Here is a 25491-nt window from a genome sequence, read left to right as displayed (position 1 = left end):
ATAACTAGATTTAGCAGCGCACTACCGACCGGTAGTTGCATGAAGCGAAACAGCGCTGCCACCGGTGTTTGGCGCCGGAATGTCCCATTCTTTTTTAAGGGACGATTATTATGTCTAGCCTTTTGACGAATTCCGCCGCAATGGTTGCTCTTAATACCCTGCGTGGTATTAACGAAAGCATGGGCACCACCCAGAACCGTATTTCTACCGGTCTGCGTGTTGCTGATGCTTCCGACAACGCGGCTTACTGGTCCATCGCGACCACCATGAAATCCGACAATAAAGCGCTTTCTGCTGTGCAGGATGCTCTGGGTCTGGGTGCTGCGACTGTTGACGTTGCTTTCACCGCTATGGATAAAGCGGTTAAGGTTGTTGACGACATCAAAGCGAAGTTGACCGCTGCAACCGATGGTACTGTTGACAAGAACAAGATCCAGTCGGACATCAAAGAACTTCAAGGTCAGCTGCAAACCATTGCCGCTTCTGCTAACTTCTCTGGCGAGAACTGGCTGCAGCAGGATATGTCTACAGACAACCTTGCCAAGAAAATCACTGGTTCTTTCACCCGTGATGCGTCCGGTGCGACTGAAATCAAGAATATCGACGTTGATACCTCGACCGTCGTTCTTGTTGATACACAGGCGGATGACACCAACAACGCTGGTATCCTGTCCAAAGACCTCGTCGGAACAGCTAAAGTCACTGTTACTAAAGGGTCCGTTGGTACCGAGTCCACTTATGTTGTGGAAGTGAATGCGGCAGGTGATGTTGATGGCTTGAAAAGAGCCGCTTATAAGAGCGCCATCGATTCAGCGTTCTCAGCATTAGAAACAGCCGACAAAGAGGCTTTTGACACAGCAGAAGCAAAAGCGATCACAGACGAAGTTGATAAATCATTTGCAAAGCTAGGGAATTCTGTACTTGATATCGATATCTCCGGCTTGGGTAAAACTGTAGGAGATCAGGCGCTTTTGAAAGCTGTAATCAACGTTGTTGACAAGCAGCTGTCGGAAATGACCACCGCTGCAACCAACCTTGGTTCCGCTAAAAAGCGTATCACCATGCAGAAAGAGTTCGTGACCAACCTGTCCGACTCCATCACCCGTGGTGTTGGTCAGCTGGTTGATGCGGACATGAACGCAGAATCCACCCGCCTTAAAGCTCTGCAAACCCAGCAGCAGCTCGGTATTCAGGCTCTGTCCATCGCTAACGCCGGTGCACAGAACATTCTGAGCCTCTTCCGTTAATCCGGTTGAGTTTGGTTTTTTAAAAAAAAACTTGCCGGTGTTTCACCGGCAAGTGCTTTAGGTTGAAAGCGCCTTCAGCTTCGCGCAAGTAAAATCAATCTAAGGTTATATTTAGTAGCGCACCTTTATTTTAGGTTGCATGATGCAAAATAGCGCTGCCACCGGTGTTTAGCGCCGGAATGTCCCACTCTTTTTTTAAGGGACGATTACTATGTCTAGTCTTTTGACTAACTCCGCCGCAATGGTTGCTCTTAATACCCTGCGTGGTATTAACGAAAGCATGGGCACCACCCAGAACCGTATTTCTACCGGTCTGCGTGTTGCTGATGCTTCTGACAACGCGGCTTACTGGTCCATCGCGACCACCATGAAATCCGACAATAAAGCGCTTTCTGCTGTGCAGGATGCTCTGGGTCTGGGTGCTGCGACTGTTGACGTTGCTTTCACCGCTATGGATAAAGCGGTTAAGGTTGTTGACGACATCAAAGCCAAGCTGACCGCTGCAACCGATGGTACTGTTGACAAGAACAAGATCCAGTCGGACATCAAAGAACTTCAAGGTCAGCTGAGAACCATTGCTGCTTCTGCTAACTTCTCTGGTGAGAACTGGCTGCAGCAGGACATGGAAAAAGACAACCTTGCCAAGAAAATCACTGGTTCTTTCACCCGTGATGCGTCCGGTGCGACAGAAATCAAGAATATCGACGTTGATACCTCAACTGTCGTTCTTGTCGATACCCAAGCAACCGATGCTAGCGATTCCGGTATCCTTTCCAAGAGCCTGAAGGGTGACTGGGATGCTGGTTGGTTAACCTATACTGCTGGTACAAATGCTGTTGCTGCTTCTGCCGGGCCTCCTTCTGTGGCTGCTGTGCCAGGTGTGGCTCCAAGCTTTGATATTGCCGTGCCAGCAGATAAAGCTGAAGGAATTGAAGTAAAAGCTTACCGCCTAGCGCTGCAAGACAAGATCGATGGTCTTAGCGATAGCGAGTATGCGGATTTTGATGAGGCAAAAGCAAAAGCGTACTTGGTGGACGTAAAGAAATCTGTCGATAAGCTCGGTAAGTTTTCTGTCTTGGATATGGATATTTCCACACTTGGAAAAACCGCTTCTGATCAAGCCGTTTTGCGTGTTGCTATCAATGCAGTTGACGAGCAGCTGTCGGAAATGACCACCGCTGCAACCAACCTCGGTTCCGCTAAAAAGCGTATCACCATGCAGAAAGAGTTCGTGACCAACCTGTCCGACTCCATCACCCGTGGTGTTGGTCAGCTGGTTGATGCGGACATGAACGCAGAATCCACCCGCCTTAAAGCTCTGCAAACCCAGCAGCAGCTCGGTATTCAGGCTCTGTCCATCGCTAACGCCGGTGCACAGAACATTCTGAGCCTCTTCCGCTAAGCGACTGGTTTAGTAGCTTAAAAATGAGGGAAGGGGCGCTAGTCCCTTCTTTCGCGTTTCATACAAGCCTGTTTTAATAAAAAAATATAGATAAAAATCCGCTAAAATTACGGCAAAGTCAGACAGGCGCAAGCCAGCCATTTTTATTATGTGGCTAAACCTCCCGTTAAACGGGACTGAATGACTGGTGGTCAATATGCCAAGTAATCGTCAAGTTAAACAAGTTCAATCCAGATCCCCCTCTCAGAGTCAAGTCTTGCCGGTCGGCTCGACTAGTGCTGTACTGGAAGAGTTCACCCATGAGGATCACTGGCACAAGCAAGTTGCCGCTGTGCCAAGACGTCGTCCTAAGGTTAGCAGTGTCGCGAGGCGCGAGGCTGTCCCTAATGTGCCGACGACAGAGTACGACAAGGTGATGTTGTTTCTGTTGCGGTTGCGTGAATGCTTGCTTGCAGCAAGTGCTAAGGGGGCGGACCGCCCCGCGATTCAACGCAAGATTAGCCAGCTTCAGCAGCGCATTCAACCAGTGCTTGCGCGTATTCCCGATGGCAGGGAAACCGCGGTTACCTTGAAACGGGTGCATTTGATTCTGGCGGATTTTGAGCGCCAGAACTCGGAGCTGCTTGCGCTAGGTTGGGTTGCGATAGATGAACGGCATTTCAACCTTGAGAGTGACCACTCCGCGCTCAATAAGGCGTTGGTGCGCAGCAGGCGTACGGGCAAGGAGCTGAGCGTCTTATCAGCAGAGCTTGCAGACGTCGCTGGAAAAGCCAGTGCGCTTCAGCTTGAAAGCTTGAGCTCGGCGGTCGCGTCACTAGGGGACCTGCTCGGCAACCGGCGCGAGCATCTGGGTGAAATCAAAGAGTGTATCTCCCGCGCGCAAATGCGTCTGTATGATCAGGCAATTTACAGCAAAAGTGCTTTGGCGCAGGCAGTCTATCAGCCCGAGAGTTATCACGAGGCACGAGCGATTTGCTCACGTGCAGTGGCTGCCTTGCGCCCCATGCGCTCCCCGATCTGTGAAAAGGGATTGTTTTCTATCCAGCAGCTGACGGTATAAAGTAGTTCCAACATGAATGCGTTGCGAGGGCTGGCTTCTGAAGGAGGCTGGCCCTTTGTGCTATTATCGTCGCGCCTCAATAGTAATAGGGACGCTTTGTGGCTGGTGTGTAAAACACTCTGCTTCAAGTTCGCACAAGGTTGTTGAGAGAGGGTGGGGCCAACTGAGATACCTTAGAGGTTCCTATGGCTGCCCGTGATAACGCAGAAAAAATTTACGCAAACCTTGCGGAGCTTGGCACACGCCGGCTTGCTGCTCTGGCATTTATTGCTGTCTTTACTTTTGCCGCAATTGGTGCGGCTGCATATTTGTTGTCTCGCCCCGAGCAAGAAGTGCTCTACGCCAATCTAGAGCGCGATGATGTGACGCAAATTGGTGCAGCGCTGCAAACAGCGGGGATTCCCTTTGATGTAAGCGCTGATGGCGCGGTTGTATCGGTGAATGTTGGGAGTACGGCCAAGGCGCGTATGTTGCTGGCGGAAAAGGGTTTGCCGCGTGGTTCAGGTGCAGGTTATGAGCTCTTTGATCAGATGGGATCTCTCGGATTGACTTCATTCATGCAGTCAATCACCAAAGTGCGCGCCCTGGAGGGTGAGATTGCTCGCTCAATTCAGCAGCTACAGGGCGTGAAGGCAGCGCGCGTACATTTGGTTCTCCCGGAAAAGGCGTCTTTCCGTGCGGAGAAAATGAAGCCGACCGCCTCCGTTCTTCTGCGGGCAGATTCGACCACTGAAACCAATATGGCGCAGTCTGTGCGGTACATGGTAGCCGCAGCTGTTCCTGGTTTGACAGCGGAATCTGTTACTGTGTTGGATACTGAGGGGCGCTTGCTCGCAACCGGTGAGGATCCAAAGAGCGCGTCAACTGGCCGCAAGGCTATGCTGGAAGAGGGGATTTCAACCCGCGTACAGGATTCTATTCGACGGGCTTTGACACCTTATCTCGGTGTGTCAAACTTTGAAGTTTCTGTCGCAGCTTCGGTAAACACCGATAATCAGCGAATTTCGGAAACCAGCTATGATCCTGAATCTCGCGTGGAGCGCTCCTTCAAAGTTGTTCGTGAAAATGAAAGCTCCCAGAACGCTTCTTTGGAAACACCGACTACGGTTGAGCAGAACTTGCCAGAGGAAGAGGTGGATGCTCAGTCTGGTGAACGTTCCAGTGCGCAGAACGAGCGTCGCGAAGAGTTGACAAACTACGAAATCTCCAGTCGTACCGTTGAAACTATCTTTGATGATTACCGTGTTGAGAAGCTCTCTATTGCAGTGCTTGTAAATCGCGAGCGCTTGGTGGAGGAACTGTCTTCCAGCGGCCAGACCAGTCTTGCAAAAGGGGATGCAACTGCTGAAGGAGAGCAGGCCGTTGCCCGGGAAATCCCGGTGGATCTGACTGACAAGATCGCTGAGGTTGAAGGAATTATCGCAGCCGCAGCAGGCATTGATGCAAAGCGCGGAGATGAAATAACGGTCACGGCGGTGAACTTCCTCACCCCGAGCAACCAGCTAGTAGAAATTCCAGAGCCGACCCTGACTGAGATGCTTAATCGCAACCTAGGTACCTTGGTTAATGCTGCGGCGATCCTCGTTGTTACATTGATGATCATCTGGTTTGGTTTGCGTCCAGCTGTAAACTTCCTCATCCCGCGTCCGGATCCGGTTGTTGAACAGGCTGCCAATGAATCTGGCGCAGGCATGTCACAAGAGCAGCTGGCTGCTATCGCAGCAGGAACAGCTGCTGTGGGTGAGTTGCCATCGCCCGACGCTGTTGATGGCGATGCGCAGTTTGCCGTAGATGGCATCGATGACACCTTGATGAACCGGTCTGCCCTGAAGAAGCTGGAGCGTGCGGTCGAAATTGACGACATGCAAGCGGCCATCATTCTCAAGCAGTGGATGTATAATCAGGATCGCGCATAATGGTTTCCCCGCTCACCGCTGCCTTGGCGGATTTTACAAACGACAATCCGCTGCCAGTCAATGAAGCGCAAGAGTTGAAGGAAATCGTCTCGCGCTTGCCAAAAAGCTACGGTGATGGCGATGACTGGATTAACCGGGTGTTCGAGGCCTACGAAGATGGGGTCTCCGATGGTAAGAAAGAGGTTCAAGAGGCCGCTGACGGCAAGATAGAAAAAATGCAGCAGGAGCTGCAGGAAACGCTGGCAACTGAGCGCTCAGCCTTTAAGGCGGGTGAAGGTCAGCAACTCGAAATGGAGTTGGCCAGTGCGATCGCCCAGATCGAGGCCAAGGTGGCGGCAGATGTTGCCGCAATTCTAGCGCCCTTTATGCATGAGCAAGCCAGAGCGCGCGCCGTGCAGGCATTGGCAACGATTTTGCGTCGCCACCTCTCTGCAGCGGAGCATCCACTGATCACGGTGAGGGGACCTGCGGAGCTGTTTGGCATGTTTAAGGAAAAAGGCGCTGCAAATGGCGCGCGTATAGATTTTATCGAAACCGATGACGCAGACCTGCATGTAGAGGTCGGGGAAATGCACCTATCTACGGGATTAAATGAGTTTTCAGCCAACTTGGCAACGGCGCTTGAGGGACAAGACTAATGGCAAATTCAGAACCAAACGAGCTGATTATTGTCCGTCGTCGTCGCGACGCGATGCTTGATGAGCATCATGGGGGTGTTTGGAAGATTGCCTACGCTGATTTCATGACAGCGATGATGGCGTTCTTTCTCGTAATGTGGTTGGTGACCGCCTCTGATGAGGCGACCCGTGCCGCCATGGTTTCCTATTTCAACCCGATCCGATTGGTGGACAGTGCTGATAAGCCCAAGGGCCTGAAAGACCCTGAGGACAATGCTTTGCCGTCTACTTCGGACACCGGTGTAGACGCCGGACGGCCCGCTGGCGAGGGTGGTTTAGAATTACAAGGGCCTGAAACCGGCGGCGGTGAAGAAAAGGTCGCGCCGCGAACGGAAGTAAATCCTGTTGACGCACCAACGGGCGCTGGCGATGCCGCCAAAGTATCTGAAGGTGAGAAACGCTCGATTACCGGCGCTAGAGACGCTGAGGCTGCCCGGTATTCTGACCGTGAACTCTTCGAAAATCCTTACGCGATTCTGGCGGCTCTCGCGTCTGAGGCCGAGGCGATAATGCAAACTGATGGCTCGCCGGGGACCGGTGGTCAAGGGTCCTTACAAATGGCGAAAACGCCAGTGTTGTTTGCTCAACCGAACCGGGATCCGGATGGGGAAGGTCTTGCCGATGGCACCAGTTTCCGTGATCCGTTTGATCCTTCCGGCTGGCAGGAGGAGCCGTTGCCGGGCAATGCGCCGCTGCTTGCCAACATCCCGCTTCTGGAGCGGGATGAAGAAGGTATCGCTGCCCGTGATCTGACCCCCGAACAAATCAAAGTGTTGCAAGAGGCAGTGCGTCTTTCGCGAGAAGGCAAGAAAATCCCGGGTGTTGAGCTCACCGGTGACAGCAAGCTGCGTACAGCGCTGATGATGATCCGCTCCAAAGCCATGGATGCCGCAGGTCAAGAGGCCGGTTCTAATGAACTGGAGCCGATGAGCGAGGAAATGCAAGAGCTCGCCATGGTGCTTGCGATCACAGAGGCTCAGAAGCAGGCGCGCGAAGAGGCGCAAGAGCTATCCATGTTGGGCGCCGTGACCGAGCCGGTGGTCGCACCTGAGGCAGATGACACACAAGATCTGGCTGACAAGGCTATGGCTGCATTGGAAAAGCCGGATACCTCTAGTGACACAGAAAAGCTGGCAGCGATTAAGCAAGTCGGCGACAGTGATAAGCCATTCCAAGATGTACTGAGCGTTGGCGATAAGATCGTCACCGGTAACTCGGAAGAGCAAGGTGTGAACACACTTGAAGGCACAAGCGCATTTGCCGGTACTGGTCCCAAATTTGGGCTTGGGAAATATGATGGCGTAGATGTTGCGACCTCGTTTGAGGAAGGAACCACAAATACGCCGCCAAGCCCGATGAACCTCATGGATCCGGTGTTGGAATCCGCCGCTGCGGCACGTCCAGCGAAGGGTAATACTAAGAATCTGGTGCGTACCGCAGCAGGTAAAGGGGAAGATGCCAACGTAAAGGCTGTTATCAGCATTGATGGCGATGGCACTGGAGTGAAGCAGCTAGAGCCCTCGCTTGGAACCGCGCAGCGTCAACCTGAAATGGCCTCTCTACCGCTGGATCTGACAGCCCAGCCACAAAAGCAAAAGCCGTCCGATGGTGAAGTGCTGGCCCAAAACGATGCCAATGTGCGTCTTGCCAATGCCAATGAGCAACGCTTCGAGAAAATCTCCCAGAAGGTGGGCGAAGCACTCAATGGCTATGGAGCCGGGGCCAGTGTCGAGCTGACACAGAACTCAGACGGTGTACTTATCCGCCTGATGGACAACGACAAGTTTGGTATGTTTGCCATTGGTTCTGCCGAGCCCAAAGGGTCCGTAGTCAAAGCAATGGAAGAAATTGCCAAGGTGCTGAACGAGCAAGAAGGCGAAATCGTCATTCGTGGGCATACAGATGGCCGTCCGTTCCGCTCCGCTACCAATGACAACTGGCGCTTGTCCATGTCCCGTGCTCACATGGCCTACTACATGCTTGTGCGCGGTGGTCTCGATAAGAAACGCATTGTCGGCATCGAAGGCTATGCTGATCGTCGCCTGAAAAATGATGGCGACCCATACGCTCCTGAAAACCGCCGCATTGAAATTGTGCTGTTGAAGGAGGAAACTTGATGCTGCGCGTCGCTGCAAAGGCCCTGCTCTTCTCCAGTGCTTTGGCACTTGCTCTGCCACTCGCAAGTGTGCCGGTGTCAAGCCCGGTGCAGGCGCAGGTAAGCCCGGCTGGAAATCCGGATTTGATGATGCTCGAGCTGCAAATCATGCAGGACGAAATCGTGATGGGCAACCGTGATGCATATCGCCTGTTGCAGCCCTCGCTGATTGTTATCGGGCGACGTTTTTTGCGACTGGATCACTCTGTCTGGAAAGACCGGCGCAATGCCTATGCAGCTGTCGCATTCATGCTTTCCGGCGGTTCGGGCAGCGTGTTTCAGGCGCTGGCGCAGCAGGAAGTGCATTTTAACGTAGATGCAAATCTCTTCGCTGGTGCTTTGGCCTATTCCCAAGGAAACCGAACCGCCGCCAAAAACCTGCTGCTCAAGGTTAATGCCAAAGACCTGCCAACCGCGATTGCCGGGCAGGTTGCACTGGCACAGGCAATTCTCCTTTCACGTGACGAGCCGGTTGAATCGATCGAGTATTTTGATTTGGCACGTCTGTTAATGCCGGGCACGTTGGTCGAAGAAAGTGCCCTACGGCGCGAAGCGCCCATAGTGGCCGCCGCTGGCGACCATGAAAAATATGAGCGCTTGTCGCGGCGCTACTTGTTTCAATATCAAAAGTCGGTTTTTGCGTCGCAGTTTCGCGATCAACTCGCGCGAACAATTTCTACCCAAGACTACCTTTCGGGCGAAAAAGACTGGGAGCAGGTCATGCAGCTGCTTTCCGACTTTGATGTGGAATCGCGAAAAATCGTACTCGTTAAACTCGCCCGCGCCGCCGTTGTTGCAGGAAACACCGAGTTCGCCATGCTGGCAGGCGATGCGTTTCTTGAGCTGCCGGATAAGGCGCTTGATCAGTTGAATGCCATTAGCCTCTATCGCGGGGCCGCGCGTGCGGCGGGTGAGGATTGGCGTGGCGGGTTGGACGAAATTCTGGGCGTCAAGGAAAAGTATATCGCTCCCGAGGACAGGGTGCTGCTCCGCGCCGCGATTACCAAAGCCAACATGATCCGCAATTGGCCAAGCCCCAGCTCGAAGCCAGCTTCAGAGTATATAGCTTACGTTCCCGCCAGTGGTTTGCAGGAACTTCTTCTTGAACCGCAAACCTTTGTGAAATTTGAAGCGTCTCTGGCCGATGCAGACAGTGCCTTGGAGGAATCTGAATTTTGACCTTTCCAGCCAATCTCGTCCCCGCGCAAAAGGTGGAGCCAGCCCGCGAACGAACAAGCTCCGCGGCTGCCAATCAGGAGCCGGACAACGGTGCTGAGTTCAAGAAGTATGTAGAAGCACAGCGCAACCTCGCAAAAGATCAGGCAGAGCAGGCGCGTGAACGTCGTGCCCGTGACAAGGATGACGCTGCGCCTGCGCGCGAACGCGCTGCTAAAACGCAAGTGCCTGCTAAAAAAACTGACGATAAGGCATTATCGCAAAATACATCTGACGGTGATGTGGCAAAAGCCGGCACGGAAGCCTCAACTCCCGCCACTCAAAAACATGAGGTGAAAGGCGAGGGGGATAAGCAGCATAAGCAGTCGGTCGTTGAGTTACTGCGGACGGTAACGGCCAGCGAGGTCGCGCCATCAAGTGTTGCGCCGACTGCAGACGTCCGCGCAATGAGCGGTTCGGAGCCTCTTCAAACATCTGCAAACTTGCAAGCGATGCTTGCAAAAATTGATAGTAACAAGACACAGTCCGAAGTTGCACCAGCTCAACTTGAGCAAAGCACACCTGAAACGCCGATTGGTGAAGGTGGTGAGCGCTCGGCGGGACTGCAAGATGCCGCTTTGGTAGCTGCTGATCTTGCTGATCCGGCGTCAAGCGCAGCTCAGTTGGCTACAAAGCAAGCGGCCAGTGCAATCGCAGCAGCAGCCCCTCAAAAAACGGAGGCCGCTGCAGAGAATCTCGTCAAGGATAGCTCCAAAACCGCGCTGCTTGGGACGCTTGCCAAAGGCAGTAAAACGGCGGTCCAGATTGAAGGCAAGCTGCAGGACGCTGTGTTGCCAAACAGCAAAACGCCTGACATTTCCCTTGCTAATGGGCAAGAGAGTTCTAAGGCGGATCTAAAGGCTTTGCTTAGTGAAGCGGGTTCGTCGAAGGCAGCTGAAGGCGCAAAGCTTTCCGGTGATGCTCTTGGCGAAGTGAAAGTCCTAAAGGTTGAAACGCACTTTGCCCCGCTTGGTGAACTCAAAGGTCCGAGTCGACAAGTGGCAGAGGCGATGACCGGACCGCGCACAAGCGCCGCCAACGCAGCGCAGGTGATTGACGAAATCAATCAGTCTCTTGCAGATTTGCGCAAGGGCCAGCCTATGCGCGCCCTGCAAATCCAACTGCGTCCGGACAATATGGGTACCGTTCGCGTTCATATGCAGCTTAGAGGCAACGAGCTGGAAATCTCCATGATGGCCAGCACCCGTGAGGCGGCAGAAATGCTTAAGGCTGATAAGCAGGTGCTGCATCGCGTCCTAACGCAAGCTGGCTACAAGGCTGATGCAACCAACCTGACTATCCAGTTCCGGGATGACGCAGGCGAGCAATTCCGCGGTGCAACTGGCGGCCAGCAAGATGGTCAGAGCGCGCAATCCGGACGCGGCGGAGAAGGCGCGCAGGGTGGACGCGATCAAGCGCGCGGAGAACAGGGCAAAGAGCAGGGGGCGTCTAGTCAAACCATCACCAACGCCGAAGCTCCTGCATCCGGTGCTTTGCAGCAACGTGACTTGAGAGAAGGCATCTATCTGTAGGTGAGTGCAATGCGGCGTATGCTGATCTTATTCTTGGGGTTGTGTGCCGCTGGCTCGGGTTGGGCCGGGCAGGGGGCGGCTGCCTCCACAAAGACCAAGCAGATGGTGCGCCCTTGCGAGACGCAAATGGAAGCCGCTGCGCGGATGCATGGAGTGCCGCTTGGTATCTTGTACGCCGTCGGCCTAACCGAAACAGGGCGCCGCAATTCGCTGCATCCGTTTGCACTCAATCTGCACGGCAAGCCCTTCTTTGCTCGTTCGCAACATGAGGCGCTCGCCAAGGTCCGCGCTGCACAAAAGCGCGGTATGAAGCTTATTGATGTTGGTTGTATGCAGATCAACATCCATTACCACCGCAGCCAGTTCCAGTCTTTGGAGCATATGCTGCAACCGGCGGCCAATGTCGCCTACGCCGCTCGCTTTTTGAAAGAGCTCAAAGCGCGGGAAGGCACTTGGACTATGGCCGTGGCACGCTACCATGCCGGGCCGAACAATAACCCGGCGCAAAAGCGATATGTCTGCCGGGTTATTGCCAATATGGTGGCAAGCGGCTTTGGCAAGTGGACGGCAAATAGCCGGAAATTTTGTCAGTAATTCAACAAAGTACCCCCTCTTGTCTGCGTCTTGAATGCGTACAGGCTCAGACAAGTTTGCAAGGGTTTACTGCAAGTTAAGAACTATTGCGGCCATAGGGCCATGAGGAGCTTTCGATGGGTATCTACGGTATTATGAATACCAGCGTGTCTGGTATGAACGCACAGGCTAATAAGCTATCTACTGTTGCCGACAACATCGCCAACGTAAACACCACAGGGTACAAGTCTGTCTCAACGTCATTTTCGTCTATGGTGATTAATTCTGGCGGGTCCAGCTATGATTCCGGTAGTGTGCGTACCGCAATTTCCCAGAGTGTTTCCAAAAAAGGCCCGATGCAGTTCACAACCTCTGGAACAGATCTGGCGGTGAACGGTCAGGGTTTCTTTATTGTGGCGAGCCCGCAAGGTGGTCAGTACCTCACCCGCGCCGGTGACTTTGTGCAAAACGCGCAAGGCGATCTGGTGAATTCCGGCGGCTTCACCCTACAGGGCTACCCGATTACTGCGGGGGCAACCGGCACCACTCTGCAAGGCGTCAACGTCTCCAACATGCAGATGGAAGCGCAGGCAACCACAAGTGCACGCGTGAATATGAACTTTCCTGATGGTACGCCTCTAAATGATGTGAAGCAAACTTCTGTCACTATGTATGATGGGCTTGGAAATGAACATAAAATCACCTTTGAGTTCACCAAATCAGCTAAGGGTGCCCCACCTGTTTCTCCAGGTACTGCTGCTACTGCGACCTCGTGGGATGTGACGGTTACTGGTGCAGATGTTACTGGTACTCCGCAGCTTAAATTCGATGGGGCGACAGGTGAAGTGAAAACTGGCGGCACCTTTGATATCACAGTGGCTGGTAAGAAGATCTCGGTCGACATGACGTCCTCAACCAACTTGGCTGCTGGTTTCTCGCCGCAGGAAGTGGTGGTAGATGGGTCTGCCCCATCCTCCGTTGAAAAGGTTCGTATGGACGAAACCGGCACGCTCTTTGCAATCTATGGCAATGGTGCCGAGCGCTCGGTCTTTAAGGTGCCATTGGGCAATGTTGTTAGCCCGGACAAGCTCACCCTGCGCTCCGGCAACGTTTATGCGGTAAACAATGATGCAGGCGCTCTGCGTATTGGCACCGCAGGTACCGCTGGCTTTGGTACCATGCGCTCGGGTGCTTTGGAGGGCTCCAACGTTGATCTTGCCTCCGAACTCACCAGCATGATCCAGTCGCAGCGCTCCTACAGTGCAAACGCCAAGGCCTTTACGGCCTCCTCTGAAATTCTTCAGGAACTTGTGAACCTGCGCTAAGGATAGCCTGACCGATGTCTTTGACTTCAGCAATGATGACCGCGCAGTCGTCCATTCGGGCGCGCAGCGCAGAGGTTGCCATCACATCGCAAAATATTGCCAATGTGAAAAACGCAACCTATCACCGCCAGACCGCAAATCTGCACACGGTGGTGACCGATGGTGGTATGGGTATTCTTGTGTCCAATGCCAAGCGCGCTGCCAATCAGGCGGCGTTGACATCGGTGATGCAGTCCAAAGCGACAGCAACAGCTACAGGGTCCTACGGGACCCTGCTCGGCCAGATCGATCAGCTCATAGGCAATCCGTTTGGCGGCGGCATTTCGCGGGAAGTAGGGGTGTTGCAAGGCGCAATGCGCGCCTACTCAAACGAACCTTCGAATATGGTCTTGGCGCAGAGTGTCCTAAATGGCGCGAGCACGCTTGCCACCTCGTTGAACAACGCTTCCATTGGCGTGCAAAAGGTCCGACAGGATGCGGACCAGTCCATGGCGCTTTCTGTCGAGAATATTAATAATATCCTCAAGGATCTGAAGAAGGTAAACGACGAAGTCGTCAAAGGCACCGCCGCCCGTGAGGACGTCAACAGCGAGATGGACAAGCGTGATCATCTCTTGCAGAAGCTCTCCGAGGAAATCGGCATTGATGTTATTTACCGCGATAACAATGATGTCGCGGTTTACACTGATAGCGGTGTTACTTTGTTCGAAACATCGCCGCGCGATGTGACCTTTGCAGCGAAAGGCGTTTTTGACGCCACCGTTTCCGGCAATCAGGTATTCGTTGACGGCGTTTCTGTGGCAGGTGAGGGCGCGCGCGACCCGCTGAAAGGCGGCGCACTCGCTGGTTACGCAAAAATGCGCGATCAAACTGCGGAAACGTTACAGACCCAGTTGGATGAGTTGTCTTTCGCGCTCATTGATACGTTTAAAGAAGTCGACCCAACAGCTGTGGGGGCACCTGCCGCGGGTCTTCTCACATGGGACGGCGCAGCACTCCCGACGGTTGCCGAAAAAGCTGGATTGTCTGCCAAAATTCGCCTCAACGCGAATTTTGATCCGGCGCAGGGCGGAAATTTGACCGCCGTGCGTGATGGCCACACCTACAGCTTTAATACGCTATCTGTCGAAGGCTTCTCAGAGCACCTCAATAAGCAAGTTGAGGCAATGACTGTTGGCCGCACATTCGATGCAAAGGCCGGTGTAAATACCAATTCGGATCTGCGGGAGTTCACTTCCAACGCAGCGAGCTGGATTTCTACCGAGCGACAACGCGCAACCGAAGTTGCAGCGCTTGATGCAGCGGCCTACAAAAAAGCAAATGGCACCCTGTCTGGCGCCACCGGCGTTTCGCTGGATACCCAGATGCAGCTGTTGCTTAATATTGAAAACGCCTATTCCGCGTCCGCGCGTTTGATGACTACAGTAGACGGCATGTTCAAGACATTGCTGCAAGCGGCGAGGTAAGCCATGACCTATAATGTCTCATCCTTGACTATGAACACCCGGATGATCGATTATATCGAGAAAAACAAGCAAAAGCTCGATAATCTGATCACCGAAACAGGCTCGCAAAAACACGCGGATATGGGGCTGGAACTCGGCGCCCACATGGGCACTAACGTATCCTTGCACCGTGAGTATACCTACATGGAGGCTCTAAAAACCTCCAATAGCCAAACAGCCATGCGTCTTGATGTTCTCAACACATCCTATGAAGCGGTGCAGAAATCGGCAAAAAACTTTAATGCAAATCTGGTTGGTCTTCGGGATCAGAAGACTGCGATCACTTCCCTGTCCCAGTTGGCGGAAACTGAGCTGGATTCGCTCATTTCACAGTTGAACACCACCGTGGGCGGTGTTTCAGTGTTTGGTGGGCAGAACACAGATCCTGGCGTTGTTCGTAAGCTGAACGACCCTGCCAACACCGCAAAGGGCGATATCGAGACCGCTTTTCAAGCGAAGTTTGGCTTTCCGGTCACCGATAAGACAAGTATTGCCAATATCACCCCTGCAGATCTGAAAGACTTTATCGACAATCAGTTCTCAGCGGAGTTCAATGGCACAAATTGGGCAGCCAAATGGTCCAGCGCAACTGATCAGAAAATGACGGCAACGCTGAGCGACGGTGTGACCATTGACAGCAGCGCATCTGCCAACCAGCAGGGTTTCCGCGATCTGGCAGCAGGCTACACTATGCTGACGATGTTTGGTGAAAGCGGTTTGGGCAAAGATGCAACAAAGCAGCTTATTGAATCGGCCATGGCCAAAATCCAAGCTGGCCACACAAAAATTATCGAGGCTGAAGCGCAAAACGGTGCCTACATCAACCGTGTAAAAGCGGCAGTAAGTGACATCGATGCAAAGATGGGTGTGGTCAACAAGCGCATCAACAAGATGGAAAATGTTGATATGGCGCAGATCGCTCTAGAGCTGAATGATGTGCAGACCCAGCTGCAAGCGAACTACCAGATTACGTCACGCATCAGTAAACTGAGCATTCTCAACTACTTGCGCTAATTTTTATTCGGTACGATAGGTAATCCAATGTATCAAATGTCCTATGCAGAGACCCTCGAGGATTCCTCCTACGACCGTCGTGGTCAGGAAAAAGAGGTGTTCACTTTGGCGATCATGCAACTGCGCGAGGCGCGGGACAGTGGCCCAACCTCTGAAGAGGCTGTTCAGGCACTCACTACAATCTCCCGGCTTTGGTCATTCCTGATCGAGGATCTGGGGTCCACTGAAAATGCGCTGCCAGAAAGCGTAAGGGCGGACCTCATTTCCATCGGTCTTTGGTGCATCAAGCAAGCTGACAAAATCCGCGCGGGGGAGAGCGAGGACTTTGAAGGTTTGATCGAGATTAACGAATCCATTCGTGACGGCTTGAACTAAGGAGAGGGCAAACATGCGCATTCATTTGAAGGCCGGAGAGAAAGTGTTCATCAACGGTGCTGTGCTTTCCTTTGACCAGAAAACCACTTTGAATTTGCTGAACGATGCCCGCTTCTTGCTTGGCTCCTACGTTATGCAGTTGGAAGAAACGACCACGCCGCTTCGTCAGCTTTATTTCGCTGTTCAGGATGCCCTGATCAACCCGCAAGGTGACCGCGCCGCGTTGGTGCAGTACCAAACCCTACTAAACGCAATTCGCCGTGTGTCATCCAACATCGATCTGCATGAAGGTTTGGATCTGGTTGCGTCTAAAGTCGAGCAGGGCCGCTATTTCGATGCGTTGAAAGCACTGCGCAAGCTTTTTGTAGTTGAACAAGACATTCTAAACGAATTTGATAGCCATGCACTAGACGTGCTGCCGCAATACAGCGCCGACAGCGTCGCGGCGTAAGACCGAAAGGAAACCACAGCGATGACTGTTAGTGCTGTTGCGCCAACCAACACCGCCAGTTCACAGGCCGCGCCCAAAAGCCAAGCTGCCCGTGACAAATCATTCCTTGACTATCAGGCCTTCTTGAAACTGTTTATGGCATCCTTGAAAAATCAGGATCCGACCAAGCCGATGGATACAGCCGAGTATATGGGCCAGCTTGCACAGTTTTCTAATGTGGAACAAGCAGTACAAACGAATACAAAGTTGGCAGCGTTGTTGCAGCAGAATTCGGTTGATCAGGCAGCGAGTCTTATCGGTAAAACACTGACAACCGCAGATGGTGTTACCGGAACCATCAAATCTATCCAGATTTTCTCAGACGGTAACGTGGCCGTATTGGAAGATGGCACCAAGGTGATTGTTGGCCCAGGCGTAACAATTTCCAGCGCCGCTGCCCCGGCAAAGGCAACTGATGACGCAACAAGCGACACGCCTGCAGAGGCCCCAACCAAAGACGCCTAACCAGCGCCCATCCCTTTTGGAAGGGCGGGCCAATGGTCCGCCTTTTATCGCTTTGCCTTTGGCAATCAAAACCACAGAAAACGACGAGTGTTCAAGATGAACGAAGCCGATGCACTAGACATTGTCCGCAACGCGGTGTGGACAGTGGTCGCCGCTGCCGGGCCATCCATTGCTGTGGCCATGTTCATTGGTCTGATCATCGCTTTGTTTCAAGCGTTGACCCAGATCCAGGAAATGACACTGACCTTCATTCCCAAGATCGTCGCGATTCTTATCATGGTTGCTGTAACCGGTCCTTATATGGGCTCGCAAATCTATGCGTTGACAGAAGAATTGTACGGCCGCATAGAGCACGGCTTCTAGCGTTTGCTCACTATTATTCCTCTGGCCAGATATCTCTGAATATCCCCTAGGCGTACCGGTCGGTTTAGCGCATTGTGCGCACCTCCCTGCAAGTTACGCTCACACAAGTTTCAAAAGGCACTCTCTCGCATAATTTGCTAATCCCCTGCGCATCAAGCGCAGCTGATGCCTGAGAGATTCCATGATCGCCACCCAGACAGCTAATCCAAGCGCCACCAATCGACGCGATATCGGCTTTGCCGTTGGTATTGTTTTCATTCTGTCTGTGCTGTTTTTGCCCATGCCCACCTTCATGATCGACTTCGGACTGACGTTGTCGGTAGCCATGTCGGTGCTGATCCTGATGGTGTCCTTGTGGATCCAGCGACCTCTTGAATTTTCCTCCTTTCCAACGATTCTGCTGATCGCCACCATGTTGCGGCTCTCGCTCAACATTGCCACCACCCGAGCTATTCTGGCCAATGGCCACGAGGGTCCATTGGCCGCCGGTTACGTGATCAATGGATTCTCGAAGTTTGTGATGAGTGGTGACTTCGTAATTGGTCTGATCGTCTTTGCAATTCTGGTCACGGTGAACTTTCTCGTCATCACAAAAGGCGCGACACGTATCGCCGAGGTCGGTGCTCGTTTTACCCTTGATGCGATCCCCGGCAAACAGATGGCCATTGATGCGGACCTGTCCGCGGGGATGATTGATGAAAAGCAGGCGCAGGCCCGCCGCTCTGAACTGGAAGAGGAGAGCTCTTTCTTCGGTGCTATGGATGGTGCCTCCAAGTTCGTGCGCGGCGATGCAGTTGCTGGCCTCATTATCACAGCGGTCAACATCCTCGGCGGAATCATTATCGGTGTGACCCGCTATGATATGGAGCTAAGTGAAGCTGCGGATGTGTTCACCAAATTATCCGTGGGTGATGGCCTTGTCTCGCAAATTCCCGCACTGATCGTATCGCTTGCTGCCGGTCTGCTTGTGTCCAAAGGCGGCACACGCGGCACGGCCGAAAGTGCTGTGATGGGGCAGCTGGCGGCATATCCGCGCGCGCTCGCTGTTTCCTCCATGATGCTATTTATCATGGCGTTTATGCCCGGGTTGCCGTTTTTGCCGTTCATTGGATTGTCGGCGCTGTTCGGCTTTGGTGCCTACATCATTCCGCGCCGTGTTGCAGAAGCTGAAGCCGAAGAAGCCCGCAAAGCTGAAGAGGCGCTGGCGCTGGAACAAGAAGCCAAGAAGGAAAGCGTGAAGGACAGTTTGGAGCTGCCGGAAATCGAAGTGCGCCTTGGCAAACAATTAACCGCACGTCTACTGGCTGCGAAACCGGAAATCGGCAACCGCATAAACAAGATGCGCAAGAAATTCGCCGAACAGTACGGTTTTGTTGTTCCCGAGATCAAACTTTCCGACAACATCGATCTTACACCAAAAAGCTACGAGTTTCGTATCCATGGCACGCTGGTCGCCTCGCAGTCTATTAATGTGGGTGATCTGCTGGTCATTGGTGGCAAAAAAGATCTGCCTGCTTTGCCGGGCACCGAGACCCGCGAACCAGCCTTTGGCATGAAAGCAATGTGGGTGCAGTCGGCCTTTGAGCATGAGGTTAAGCGCGGTGGTTATACGGTTGTTGACAACCTCTCGGTTGTTCTGACCCACTTGTCCGAGGTCATCCGCAACAACTTGCCAATGCTGCTCTCCTATAAGGATATGCGCGCTTTGCTTGATCGTTTGGACCCTGCCTACAAACGCCTATTGGAAGATGTTTGCCCGCAGTATATTTCCTTCTCGGGATTACAAGCTGTGTTGAAACTCCTGCTTGCAGAACGCATCTCTGTGCGCAATTTGGCGCTGATTTTGGAAGCGATTGCTGAAATCGCCCCCCATGCCCGCCGTCCTGAGCAAATCGCCGATCACGTACGCGTGCGCATGGGTACGCAGATTTGTGGTGACATTGCCGATGAAGGGGTGTTGAAAGTGCTACGTCTCGGCAACCGTTGGGATTTGGCCTTCCACCAGTCTTTGCGCCGCGACCAATCTGGCGAGGTGCTGGAGTTTGATATGGAGCCGGGGCAGGTGGAAGAATTTGCCAAGGAAAGTGCAGAGGCAATCCGCCGCAACATTAACGCAGGCCATCGCTTCGCCTTGGTCGTCGCGCCAGAAGCACGCCAATATGTGCGCATGATAACGGAGCGCATGTTCCCGGCCTTGCCTGTGCTTTCGCACATGGAAATCGCCCGCGGTGTTGAAGTTGAAGCGCTGGGTACCGTATCGTGAAGCTACTGGCCCTGCCACTCGCCAATTTGGAGCCGGTTCTGCTGGCTCTTTTTATGGTTTTCTGCCGCCTTGGCAGTTGCCTTATGGCGATGCCGGGCTTTTCTTCGCCGCGTGTCTCGCTGAACCTGCGCATATTCTTGGCGCTCGGGTGCTCGTTTGCCATCGCCCCCATGCTCCTGCCGCAAATGACCCCGGTCGTCGAGCGGGCAGACTTTGCAGCCCTCTTTCTGATGATCTGCACCGAAATCCTCATCGGCACACTCATTGGCCTGTTTGGTCGCGCTTTCTTTGGCGCACTGCAAATGATGATGGCTGCGGCGGCACAGATGAGCAGTTTCAACATGCCCATGCCGATGATCGAGGAGATGAATCAGGCTCCGCCTCTTGCCGAGGCCGTGACCTTGACCGCAACTTGTATGCTGTTCATCTCAGGTGCTCACGCTCAGGTTTTCTCGGCCCTGCTGGAATCCTACAAACTGGTGCCATTGGGCGGCGAGTTTGTTGCCGCAGCTGCGATGGACCAATACGCAGGCAAACTGGCAGAGGGGACCTATCTGGCCTTGCGTATCGTCTCGCCCTTTATAGTCTACGGTCTTATCATCAACTTGGCTCTCGGGATCACCAACCGTCTGATGCCGCAGATGCCGGTCTACTTCATCGGCATGCCATTTGTGCTCACGGGCGGGCTGTTTATGCTCTGGATGACCATCACCGAAATCATATCGCAGTTTTTCGCAGGCCTTGGTGCCTGGTTGCAACTGGTCTAGGGGGAGGGCACATGGAAAAGCGACGCCTGCAACGCTTACAACGCTTGCTGAAAGTGCAACAGCAAAAGGAAAACGCGCTGCGTTACGAAATCGCGGTACTGGATGCAGAAATTAACCAGATCGAGGAACGCGAGCAGGAGTATTTAGGCCTTTGGAACGGTCAGGAAGGCCGCATGCGCGAATTGATGAACCAAACCATCGACCGTCGCCTGAAGTCTTGCAAGCGTGATCGCGCCCTGCGCACCACGCACAAGGACGAGCTCTTGGAACAATTGCATGATACTAACCGCCAAACGACCGTGGCAGAACGTCAACGCGACAAAGTCAAGGTAGCCCATTCGCGCAAGCAAGAACGTGTCGCTCTTATGGATATCGCCGAACTACACCTTGCCAACCACCGCAAGGGCTAGAGCCGTGCCGATTCTTCACAGCAATACCTCAGGTCCGTACCGGTCAGGTACGCATAAGTCTTGGCCGCTAGGTTTTGTTACAACCATAGATTTTTGAGTGTCAACGAGCCTTCGACTGACACTGTTTTGAACCCCTCGGAGTTCTATCATGGCAATTCAGCCTGTTTCAGATCTGGTTCTCGATGTTCTGCGTCAAGCCGACCCGCTGGCCAGCCGGACAGCAACCACCGCATTGTCTCGGCCGGCAAAAGTGTCTGCCGATTTGCCGCTTGTCGCCAGCAATGGCGCACATCAGCCTCTTCAGCAGGATTTTACCGCAATACTTGGTGAAGCAGAAGCCGCAGGCGAGGCGCGTAAAGCAGAAGAAGCAGAGCAGCGTCCGCCACTCTCCTCGGTAGCCGCTGGCGGTCTGCCACTTGCCGGAAATGCTGGTGATACCCTCACAGCCATGAAAAGCGTGACAGCGCGCGTTGAAAGCCAGCACAAGCTGGGTGAGAAGCTGGAGGCTGCTATCATGCAAACCTTCGTGCAAAGCATGTTGCCCAAGTCTTTGGAAACTGTTTATGGCGGTGGCACAGCTGGTGAAATGTGGAAGTCGATGATGGCGGAGCAACTTGCCGGACAATTGGCAAAATCGGGAAGCCTCGGCCTTGCCGAAGTGTTGATCCCGGAAAATCTGCGCAACCCAGCTGAAAACAAAGAGGCATAAATGCAAGAGCAAACCTCCGATCTAGGGCAAGATGCCGCTTTGCCAGTGGTGAGCGAGAGCAATGCAGTTCAGCCAACATTGCAAGCATCAGAACATCAAGATCAAGACCTTGCTTTGCTAAGTGATGTTCATGAGTTGCCCGAGCCGCCTGAAGAGCTGTTGGCGCTTTATGCGGTCATTGATCGCCTTGAAACATTGCTGGAAGAGGAGAATGAAAAGCTCCTGCACAATGAAGATTTTGATCTTGATCACTCGTCGTTTTTAAAAGGCAAAGCCCTGCTGGATTTGGAGCGTGCCGAGAAAATCGCCATTGGTGGTGGGGCCGTGCCTGCCCACACGCAAAAACGAATGGCAGAGCTTCGCGAGCTGATTGATCTCAATATGCGCCTGCTGGCAACACAGCTGAACGCTGTAAAAGATATAACTGAAAAATTATCGCAAACCATGCGCGATCTGGATTCTGACGGCACCTATGCCGCACCCTACGGACACTGGTAAAACCTTATGCTAAGAATTGTTATCGTCGGTCTTTGGATTTGTGCCGTTACGCTTGCTGCCAGTTATGGCACTGCCATGTACAAAACCGGCAACGACCCAATGGTCAAAAAAGAAGCGCACCTGGAAGGTCTGGATTACAAAAAGACCGACAGTTTCTCCGTGCCAGTTCTCGAAGATGGTAAGGTACACGGCTATATCATCGCCCAGTTTGTTTACACTGTTGACGCGGTGACACTGGATAAACTGGCTGTCCCGCCCGAGGCTTTTGTGGTTGATGAAGCCTTCCGCCTCATTTATTCAAAGGCTGACAAGCGTTTTGCCCAACTCGGCAAGTCGGATCTCCATGAATTGACCGAGCAGATAAGAGGGCAAGTCAACGAGCGTTTCGGTGTCGAGCTTATTCAGGATCTCTTGGTGCAGGAGTTTACCTTCCATGTGCCGAAGGAAATCCGTGCCGAGCAAGCCAAAGAAGAAGAGGCGGCACAGAAAAAAGTCATGCAGGAAAATCTGAGTAAAGAACAGCCTTTGACAGATCTATAAGTAAGACGCCAATTTGTTTTTCTCCCTGCGCAGTGTTCTGCGCGGGGATTTTTGTAGGAAAATATTGCAATACTGCCATGAGCGATACGGATGACCTGTAAGTACTCGATTGTTCATCACGCCGTTGGTCGGATCGACCCAAATGCAGAAGGCCACGACATTCGCGCCAATGCGATGGTTGTTCGCCGACCCACACGCGCACCCGCACGTGCCGAGATCATGTATGCGCCTCTGGAACTGAATGAAGTTGCGACAGGTATCTATTCTGCGCAAACGCCACACGGAGAAATCCATCTGCGCCTTACCGGTCTTTTCGGCGGACGGGTGCCGAAAATAGAGCCTTACAAAAGCTATGTCCTGTTAATGGGGGCATCAGGTACAACAGCGCGAATAGACAATTGCACCTAAAGGGGAAGCAACAGTTAGGTGGCTGTCACAGTCAGCAACGACGTGAAGCCGGCGCAAAAAAACGGCTGGGGAGATCTCCCAAGCCGTTTAATAGTTTTAGCATCAATAGCCAGCGTCGCTTATGCGTCAGCGGCGTTTTGCTTGGCGAAGGCTGTCAGGTGTTCCATCATCGCCTTCGTGGCCTCAACAGCTGTTTCTGGGTCATTGGCTGCTATGGCCCTTGCCAGATTCAAATGCGCAACAGCTGAATCTTCCAGTTTTTGATCGCGGCGGAACACGCTCCACGCCCACCGGCTCATGGTTTGCAGTGGCAAAATTGCGCGGGAAGTAAACGGGTTGCCCGATGCAAGTGCCAGAATCTCGTCATAGACTTTGTCACCGCGCAGGTAGCCTTTGACATCGCCTGCTTGTGCCTGCTCGACCATATTCTCGCCGCACGCGACAAGTGCCGCGCGTTGTTCATCAGTGGCCCGCTCAACAACGGAGGCAACCAGCAGCTCTTCTAGCGGGCTGCGTGTTTCCAGCACCAACACGTATTCGTTTGCAGTGATTTCAGAAACAAACAGGCCTTTGCGTGGGCGGATAACAATAAGACCTTCAGTGGACAAGCGTTTGATAGCTTCACGCACCGGGGTGCGGCCAATCTGTGTACGCTCGCACAAATCCCCTTCGGTCAAAGCCATTCCGGGGGTTAGGTCGAGATTAACAATCAGCTCTTCAATCAGCCGATAAGATTTATCGGCAAGGCTTTCCTTGCTGTGACTAGGCAGAATATCTTCGATTGCCATTTGTATTTTCTTTCTACTCGAATTCCGCGTTTCCGCAGCGACAGCCGACAAAACACAGGGGGGTAACATCACAGATATATTGCGCTTTAGTTTTATACTAGAGGATATGCGCAAAGAAGTGCAAATCCTTAAGTCGGCGCATGCGCGTGAATGTCACAGGGACAGTCTGTTTCTCGTCTGCGGCTGTTGATGGAGGCTACGTGAAAACGGTTAGGTCTGCGTTTCAGCGCGAGATATACTTCTATTTATCGGCATAATTTGAAAAGGCAAGCCAAAACCTGCCCTCTCTTCTAGTTCTCACCGGGCAACTAGGCCCCAAAAGATTCGCTGGGATGCCGTAAAGACAGCGCCAGCCGCGCTACGCTTCCAAAATACCCTCGCGGGCACTCGCAGAGCGCTTGCTGCCAAGCAGCTTCAAAAGATCATCTCCGGCGCGTGTGTAGCGGTGTCCTCGGCGTGTTAGGATCGTACCTGCTTGTGGCGCATGCAGCAGCACATCATCCTCAGGCACTCCCGGTGTGCGAACCACCTGCACCAGCAAATCTCCTTGCTGCACTTGATCGCCCGGCTTCACATGATAGAGCACAACACCGGGGCAGGGGGCTTGCAGCATTTCGATATGTTCCAGTGGGACAGCCAGCCCCTGATACGGGGTAGGAGCTTCGGCACTGTTTCCTTGGGCAGGAGCGATCACACCGCGCACCTCAAGGAAGTGCAGCAGCCGTTCGGCATCTGCCTTGGCTGTTTGCGGGTCCACATCCGCTTGCCCGCGCAGCTCCAGCGTCGACACCACCACATCGTTCGCAAGCGCATCATTTTGCTCCGGAGCAAGGTAAGGATGCAGGGCCGCCGCCTCAAACGGCATGTCCGCATCACCTTGCCAAAGCAGCACAGCATCCGCCTCAAGGCAAGTGGCAAGATCCTGCGTCTGCGGCCAGAGCTCCTTGGCAATGTAAACGTAGTTCAATCCTTCGTCGTCGCAGTGCAGATCAAGAATGATTTGATGCCCGAGAGATAGGCGCGCCAAGCGTTGTTTGAGCCGCTGGTCAATGCTCATAAATGTTTCGTCTTCCCGTGCCAGATTTGGATCGGGTTTGGCGATAACAGGATGATTGCGGTTGAAGTTTTCGCGGGTTGGCAGTGCAAAGCGCCCAGACATCTTCAGGTTCACCCACTGGGCAGTGCCAATCGGGTTGGCCTGTGGGATCACGGTGATCTTGCCGCGAATACGCCCCTCCGCCTCGGCCTGTTGCAACAGCGGTAGTAAGAAGTGCAAGGCAGCGGGGCCGGGCAACTCATCCGCGTGCAGCGCCCCTTGTAGATAGGCCGCCGGTGCACCGCCGCCTTCCTGACCGTCAAAGCTAAACCATGGAAACGCGTAGTTGACGCCGCTGGTATCGCCAGCGATCATTTCTATGTTCTTTTTCATTATCTGTATCCTCGCGGGGCAATCAGTATCATGGCGCCAGCAAAGGACAAACAAGGGCTATGTCTTTGCACCCCCATGTTTGCCTGCAGACGACACTGTCTAGTAATGAGGTGGTTTTTCGTTCGCTGGCATATCCTCCAGCAGGTCATGTAGACCAAGCAACTCCTCGCGCAATTTGCTCACAGCGGAGACCAGACTATCGATGGTCTTTTGCTGCTGCACCACAACGGAATTCAACGCTTCCACAGTATCGGCTTGGTGTGCCACATGTATCTCAAGGTCATCAACCCTGCTTTCTAGCTCACTGCTCATCTTGGCTTGCTCTTAAGTTTCCTCTGGGGTCGCCGCGCAAACTGCCACTGGCG

The 25491-nt window shown here is 53.3% G+C and carries 26 protein-coding genes; 23 read left to right on the top strand and 3 right to left on the bottom strand.

Annotated features, from left to right (window positions below):
• Window positions 1-110 precede the first annotated feature (110 nt).
• The 23 genes from AYK82_RS13305 (at window position 111) to AYK82_RS13195 (ending at window position 22909) form a co-directional block, all read left to right on the top strand.
• Window positions 111-1247, top strand: coding sequence for a flagellin N-terminal helical domain-containing protein (locus tag AYK82_RS13305; protein WP_068316741.1), 1137 nt, complete (start codon window positions 111-113; stop codon window positions 1245-1247).
• 211 nt (window positions 1248-1458) lie between these two features.
• Entirely contained in the window at window positions 1459-2649 is a 1191-nt protein-coding gene (locus AYK82_RS18505; RefSeq protein WP_068316736.1) for a flagellin N-terminal helical domain-containing protein, read from the top strand.
• Window positions 2650-2845: 196 nt separating this feature from the next.
• Window positions 2846-3709: a hypothetical protein gene (locus AYK82_RS13295; RefSeq protein WP_156453368.1), complete on the top strand. Its 864-nt coding sequence runs from the start codon at window positions 2846-2848 to the stop codon at window positions 3707-3709.
• A gap of 185 nt (window positions 3710-3894) precedes the next feature.
• Window positions 3895-5625: a flagellar basal-body MS-ring/collar protein FliF gene (fliF, locus tag AYK82_RS13290; RefSeq protein ID WP_068316728.1), complete on the top strand. Its 1731-nt coding sequence runs from the start codon at window positions 3895-3897 to the stop codon at window positions 5623-5625.
• On the top strand, window positions 5625-6263 hold the full coding sequence (locus AYK82_RS13285) for a hypothetical protein (protein ID WP_068316725.1): 639 nt from the start codon (window positions 5625-5627) through the stop codon (window positions 6261-6263). The genes fliF and AYK82_RS13285 overlap by 1 nt, the downstream gene beginning before the upstream one ends.
• The gene (locus AYK82_RS18545; RefSeq protein WP_068316723.1) at window positions 6263-8419 is read left to right on the top strand and encodes a flagellar motor protein MotB; all 2157 of its coding nucleotides are present in this window, start codon (window positions 6263-6265) and stop codon (window positions 8417-8419) included. Before AYK82_RS13285 ends, AYK82_RS18545 begins: the two co-directional genes overlap by 1 nt.
• Window positions 8419-9636, top strand: coding sequence for a hypothetical protein (locus tag AYK82_RS13275; protein ID WP_068316720.1), 1218 nt, complete (start codon window positions 8419-8421; stop codon window positions 9634-9636). The genes AYK82_RS18545 and AYK82_RS13275 overlap by 1 nt, the downstream gene beginning before the upstream one ends.
• Entirely contained in the window at window positions 9633-11204 is a 1572-nt protein-coding gene (locus tag AYK82_RS13270) for a flagellar hook-length control protein FliK (protein ID WP_068316717.1), read from the top strand. The genes AYK82_RS13275 and AYK82_RS13270 overlap by 4 nt, the downstream gene beginning before the upstream one ends.
• Window positions 11205-11213: 9 nt before the next feature.
• Window positions 11214-11798, top strand: coding sequence for a transglycosylase SLT domain-containing protein (locus AYK82_RS13265; protein WP_068316711.1), 585 nt, complete (start codon window positions 11214-11216; stop codon window positions 11796-11798).
• Window positions 11799-11914: 116 nt separating this feature from the next.
• Window positions 11915-13102: a flagellar hook protein FlgE gene (locus tag AYK82_RS13260; protein WP_068316704.1), complete on the top strand. Its 1188-nt coding sequence runs from the start codon at window positions 11915-11917 to the stop codon at window positions 13100-13102.
• 14 nt (window positions 13103-13116) lie between these two features.
• A complete protein-coding gene (gene flgK / locus AYK82_RS13255; RefSeq protein WP_068316695.1) occupies window positions 13117-14568 on the top strand; it encodes a flagellar hook-associated protein FlgK in 1452 nt (483 codons plus the stop codon).
• A 3-nt stretch (window positions 14569-14571) separates the two neighbouring features.
• On the top strand, window positions 14572-15621 hold the full coding sequence (locus AYK82_RS13250) for a flagellar hook-associated family protein (protein ID WP_082733929.1): 1050 nt from the start codon (window positions 14572-14574) through the stop codon (window positions 15619-15621).
• A 27-nt stretch (window positions 15622-15648) separates the two neighbouring features.
• Window positions 15649-15996, top strand: coding sequence for a flagellar biosynthesis regulator FlaF (gene flaF / locus AYK82_RS13245; protein WP_068316689.1), 348 nt, complete (start codon window positions 15649-15651; stop codon window positions 15994-15996).
• Between the two features lie 13 nt (window positions 15997-16009).
• Window positions 16010-16447: a flagellar biosynthesis repressor FlbT gene (flbT, locus tag AYK82_RS13240; protein ID WP_082733928.1), complete on the top strand. Its 438-nt coding sequence runs from the start codon at window positions 16010-16012 to the stop codon at window positions 16445-16447.
• 21 nt (window positions 16448-16468) lie between these two features.
• Window positions 16469-16951 carry a flagellar hook assembly protein FlgD gene (gene flgD / locus AYK82_RS13235; protein WP_082733927.1) on the top strand — a complete coding sequence of 161 codons (483 nt, stop codon included), beginning with the start codon at window positions 16469-16471 and terminating at the stop codon, window positions 16949-16951.
• A gap of 96 nt (window positions 16952-17047) precedes the next feature.
• Entirely contained in the window at window positions 17048-17314 is a 267-nt protein-coding gene (gene fliQ / locus AYK82_RS13230; protein WP_068316686.1) for a flagellar biosynthesis protein FliQ, read from the top strand.
• 181 nt (window positions 17315-17495) lie between these two features.
• A complete protein-coding gene (flhA, locus tag AYK82_RS13225) occupies window positions 17496-19577 on the top strand; it encodes a flagellar biosynthesis protein FlhA (protein ID WP_068316683.1) in 2082 nt (693 codons plus the stop codon).
• Window positions 19574-20344, top strand: a complete 771-nt coding sequence (locus AYK82_RS13220; RefSeq protein WP_208976499.1) for a flagellar biosynthetic protein FliR — start codon at window positions 19574-19576, stop codon at window positions 20342-20344. Before flhA ends, AYK82_RS13220 begins: the two co-directional genes overlap by 4 nt.
• A gap of 11 nt (window positions 20345-20355) precedes the next feature.
• Window positions 20356-20754: a hypothetical protein gene (locus tag AYK82_RS13215; RefSeq protein ID WP_068316680.1), complete on the top strand. Its 399-nt coding sequence runs from the start codon at window positions 20356-20358 to the stop codon at window positions 20752-20754.
• Window positions 20755-20902: 148 nt separating this feature from the next.
• On the top strand, window positions 20903-21463 hold the full coding sequence (locus tag AYK82_RS13210) for a rod-binding protein (RefSeq protein WP_068316677.1): 561 nt from the start codon (window positions 20903-20905) through the stop codon (window positions 21461-21463).
• Window positions 21464-21961 (top strand): hypothetical protein, encoded by a 498-nt coding sequence (locus tag AYK82_RS13205; RefSeq protein ID WP_068316674.1) that lies wholly within the window; start codon window positions 21464-21466, stop codon window positions 21959-21961.
• A 6-nt stretch (window positions 21962-21967) separates the two neighbouring features.
• Window positions 21968-22501 (top strand): hypothetical protein, encoded by a 534-nt coding sequence (locus AYK82_RS13200; RefSeq protein WP_068316668.1) that lies wholly within the window; start codon window positions 21968-21970, stop codon window positions 22499-22501.
• A gap of 90 nt (window positions 22502-22591) precedes the next feature.
• Window positions 22592-22909: a hypothetical protein gene (locus tag AYK82_RS13195; protein WP_068316665.1), complete on the top strand. Its 318-nt coding sequence runs from the start codon at window positions 22592-22594 to the stop codon at window positions 22907-22909.
• 119 nt (window positions 22910-23028) lie between these two features.
• Here the strand turns inward: AYK82_RS13195 and AYK82_RS13190 are convergent, their stop codons facing one another.
• The 3 genes from AYK82_RS13190 to AYK82_RS13180 all read right to left on the bottom strand — a co-directional run bounded on the left by AYK82_RS13190 (window position 23029) and on the right by AYK82_RS13180 (window position 25438).
• Window positions 23029-23697 (bottom strand): GntR family transcriptional regulator, encoded by a 669-nt coding sequence (locus AYK82_RS13190; RefSeq protein ID WP_068316663.1) that lies wholly within the window; start codon window positions 23695-23697, stop codon window positions 23029-23031.
• A gap of 358 nt (window positions 23698-24055) precedes the next feature.
• Window positions 24056-25126 (bottom strand): succinylglutamate desuccinylase/aspartoacylase family protein, encoded by a 1071-nt coding sequence (locus AYK82_RS13185; RefSeq protein WP_068316658.1) that lies wholly within the window; start codon window positions 25124-25126, stop codon window positions 24056-24058.
• A 99-nt stretch (window positions 25127-25225) separates the two neighbouring features.
• The gene (locus AYK82_RS13180) at window positions 25226-25438 is read right to left on the bottom strand and encodes a SlyX family protein (protein WP_068316655.1); all 213 of its coding nucleotides are present in this window, start codon (window positions 25436-25438) and stop codon (window positions 25226-25228) included.
• Window positions 25439-25491: the final 53 nt, after the last annotated feature.

Origin of the sequence: Polycladidibacter hongkongensis (assembly GCF_001561995.1) — a bacterium.
GTDB lineage: Bacteria > Pseudomonadota > Alphaproteobacteria > Rhizobiales > Stappiaceae > Pseudovibrio > Pseudovibrio hongkongensis.
This window is presented reverse-complemented; position numbering and strand designations above follow the sequence as displayed.

Bases quoted from the DNA above. Each gene is read 5' to 3' on its own strand.
- AYK82_RS13305 (WP_068316741.1), top strand. From the start codon at position 111: ATGTCTAGCCTTTTGACGAATTCCGCCGCAATGGTTGCTCTTAATACC.
- AYK82_RS18505 (WP_068316736.1), top strand. From the start codon at position 1,459: ATGTCTAGTCTTTTGACTAACTCCGCCGCAATGGTTGCTCTTAATACC.
- AYK82_RS13295 (WP_156453368.1), top strand. From the start codon at position 2,846: ATGCCAAGTAATCGTCAAGTTAAACAAGTTCAATCCAGATCCCCCTCT.
- fliF (WP_068316728.1), top strand. From the start codon at position 3,895: ATGGCTGCCCGTGATAACGCAGAAAAAATTTACGCAAACCTTGCGGAG.
- AYK82_RS13285 (WP_068316725.1), top strand. From the start codon at position 5,625: ATGGTTTCCCCGCTCACCGCTGCCTTGGCGGATTTTACAAACGACAAT.
- AYK82_RS18545 (WP_068316723.1), top strand. From the start codon at position 6,263: ATGGCAAATTCAGAACCAAACGAGCTGATTATTGTCCGTCGTCGTCGC.
- AYK82_RS13275 (WP_068316720.1), top strand. From the start codon at position 8,419: ATGCTGCGCGTCGCTGCAAAGGCCCTGCTCTTCTCCAGTGCTTTGGCA.
- AYK82_RS13265 (WP_068316711.1), top strand. From the start codon at position 11,214: ATGCGGCGTATGCTGATCTTATTCTTGGGGTTGTGTGCCGCTGGCTCG.
- AYK82_RS13260 (WP_068316704.1), top strand. From the start codon at position 11,915: ATGGGTATCTACGGTATTATGAATACCAGCGTGTCTGGTATGAACGCA.
- flgK (WP_068316695.1), top strand. From the start codon at position 13,117: ATGTCTTTGACTTCAGCAATGATGACCGCGCAGTCGTCCATTCGGGCG.
- AYK82_RS13250 (WP_082733929.1), top strand. From the start codon at position 14,572: ATGACCTATAATGTCTCATCCTTGACTATGAACACCCGGATGATCGAT.
- flaF (WP_068316689.1), top strand. From the start codon at position 15,649: ATGTATCAAATGTCCTATGCAGAGACCCTCGAGGATTCCTCCTACGAC.
- flbT (WP_082733928.1), top strand. From the start codon at position 16,010: ATGCGCATTCATTTGAAGGCCGGAGAGAAAGTGTTCATCAACGGTGCT.
- flgD (WP_082733927.1), top strand. From the start codon at position 16,469: ATGACTGTTAGTGCTGTTGCGCCAACCAACACCGCCAGTTCACAGGCC.
- fliQ (WP_068316686.1), top strand. From the start codon at position 17,048: ATGAACGAAGCCGATGCACTAGACATTGTCCGCAACGCGGTGTGGACA.
- flhA (WP_068316683.1), top strand. From the start codon at position 17,496: ATGATCGCCACCCAGACAGCTAATCCAAGCGCCACCAATCGACGCGAT.
- AYK82_RS13215 (WP_068316680.1), top strand. From the start codon at position 20,356: ATGGAAAAGCGACGCCTGCAACGCTTACAACGCTTGCTGAAAGTGCAA.
- AYK82_RS13210 (WP_068316677.1), top strand. From the start codon at position 20,903: ATGGCAATTCAGCCTGTTTCAGATCTGGTTCTCGATGTTCTGCGTCAA.
- AYK82_RS13205 (WP_068316674.1), top strand. From the start codon at position 21,464: ATGCAAGAGCAAACCTCCGATCTAGGGCAAGATGCCGCTTTGCCAGTG.
- AYK82_RS13200 (WP_068316668.1), top strand. From the start codon at position 21,968: ATGCTAAGAATTGTTATCGTCGGTCTTTGGATTTGTGCCGTTACGCTT.
- AYK82_RS13195 (WP_068316665.1), top strand. From the start codon at position 22,592: ATGACCTGTAAGTACTCGATTGTTCATCACGCCGTTGGTCGGATCGAC.
- AYK82_RS13190 (WP_068316663.1), bottom strand. From the start codon at position 23,697: ATGGCAATCGAAGATATTCTGCCTAGTCACAGCAAGGAAAGCCTTGCC.
- AYK82_RS13185 (WP_068316658.1), bottom strand. From the start codon at position 25,126: ATGAAAAAGAACATAGAAATGATCGCTGGCGATACCAGCGGCGTCAAC.
- AYK82_RS13180 (WP_068316655.1), bottom strand. From the start codon at position 25,438: ATGAGCAGTGAGCTAGAAAGCAGGGTTGATGACCTTGAGATACATGTG.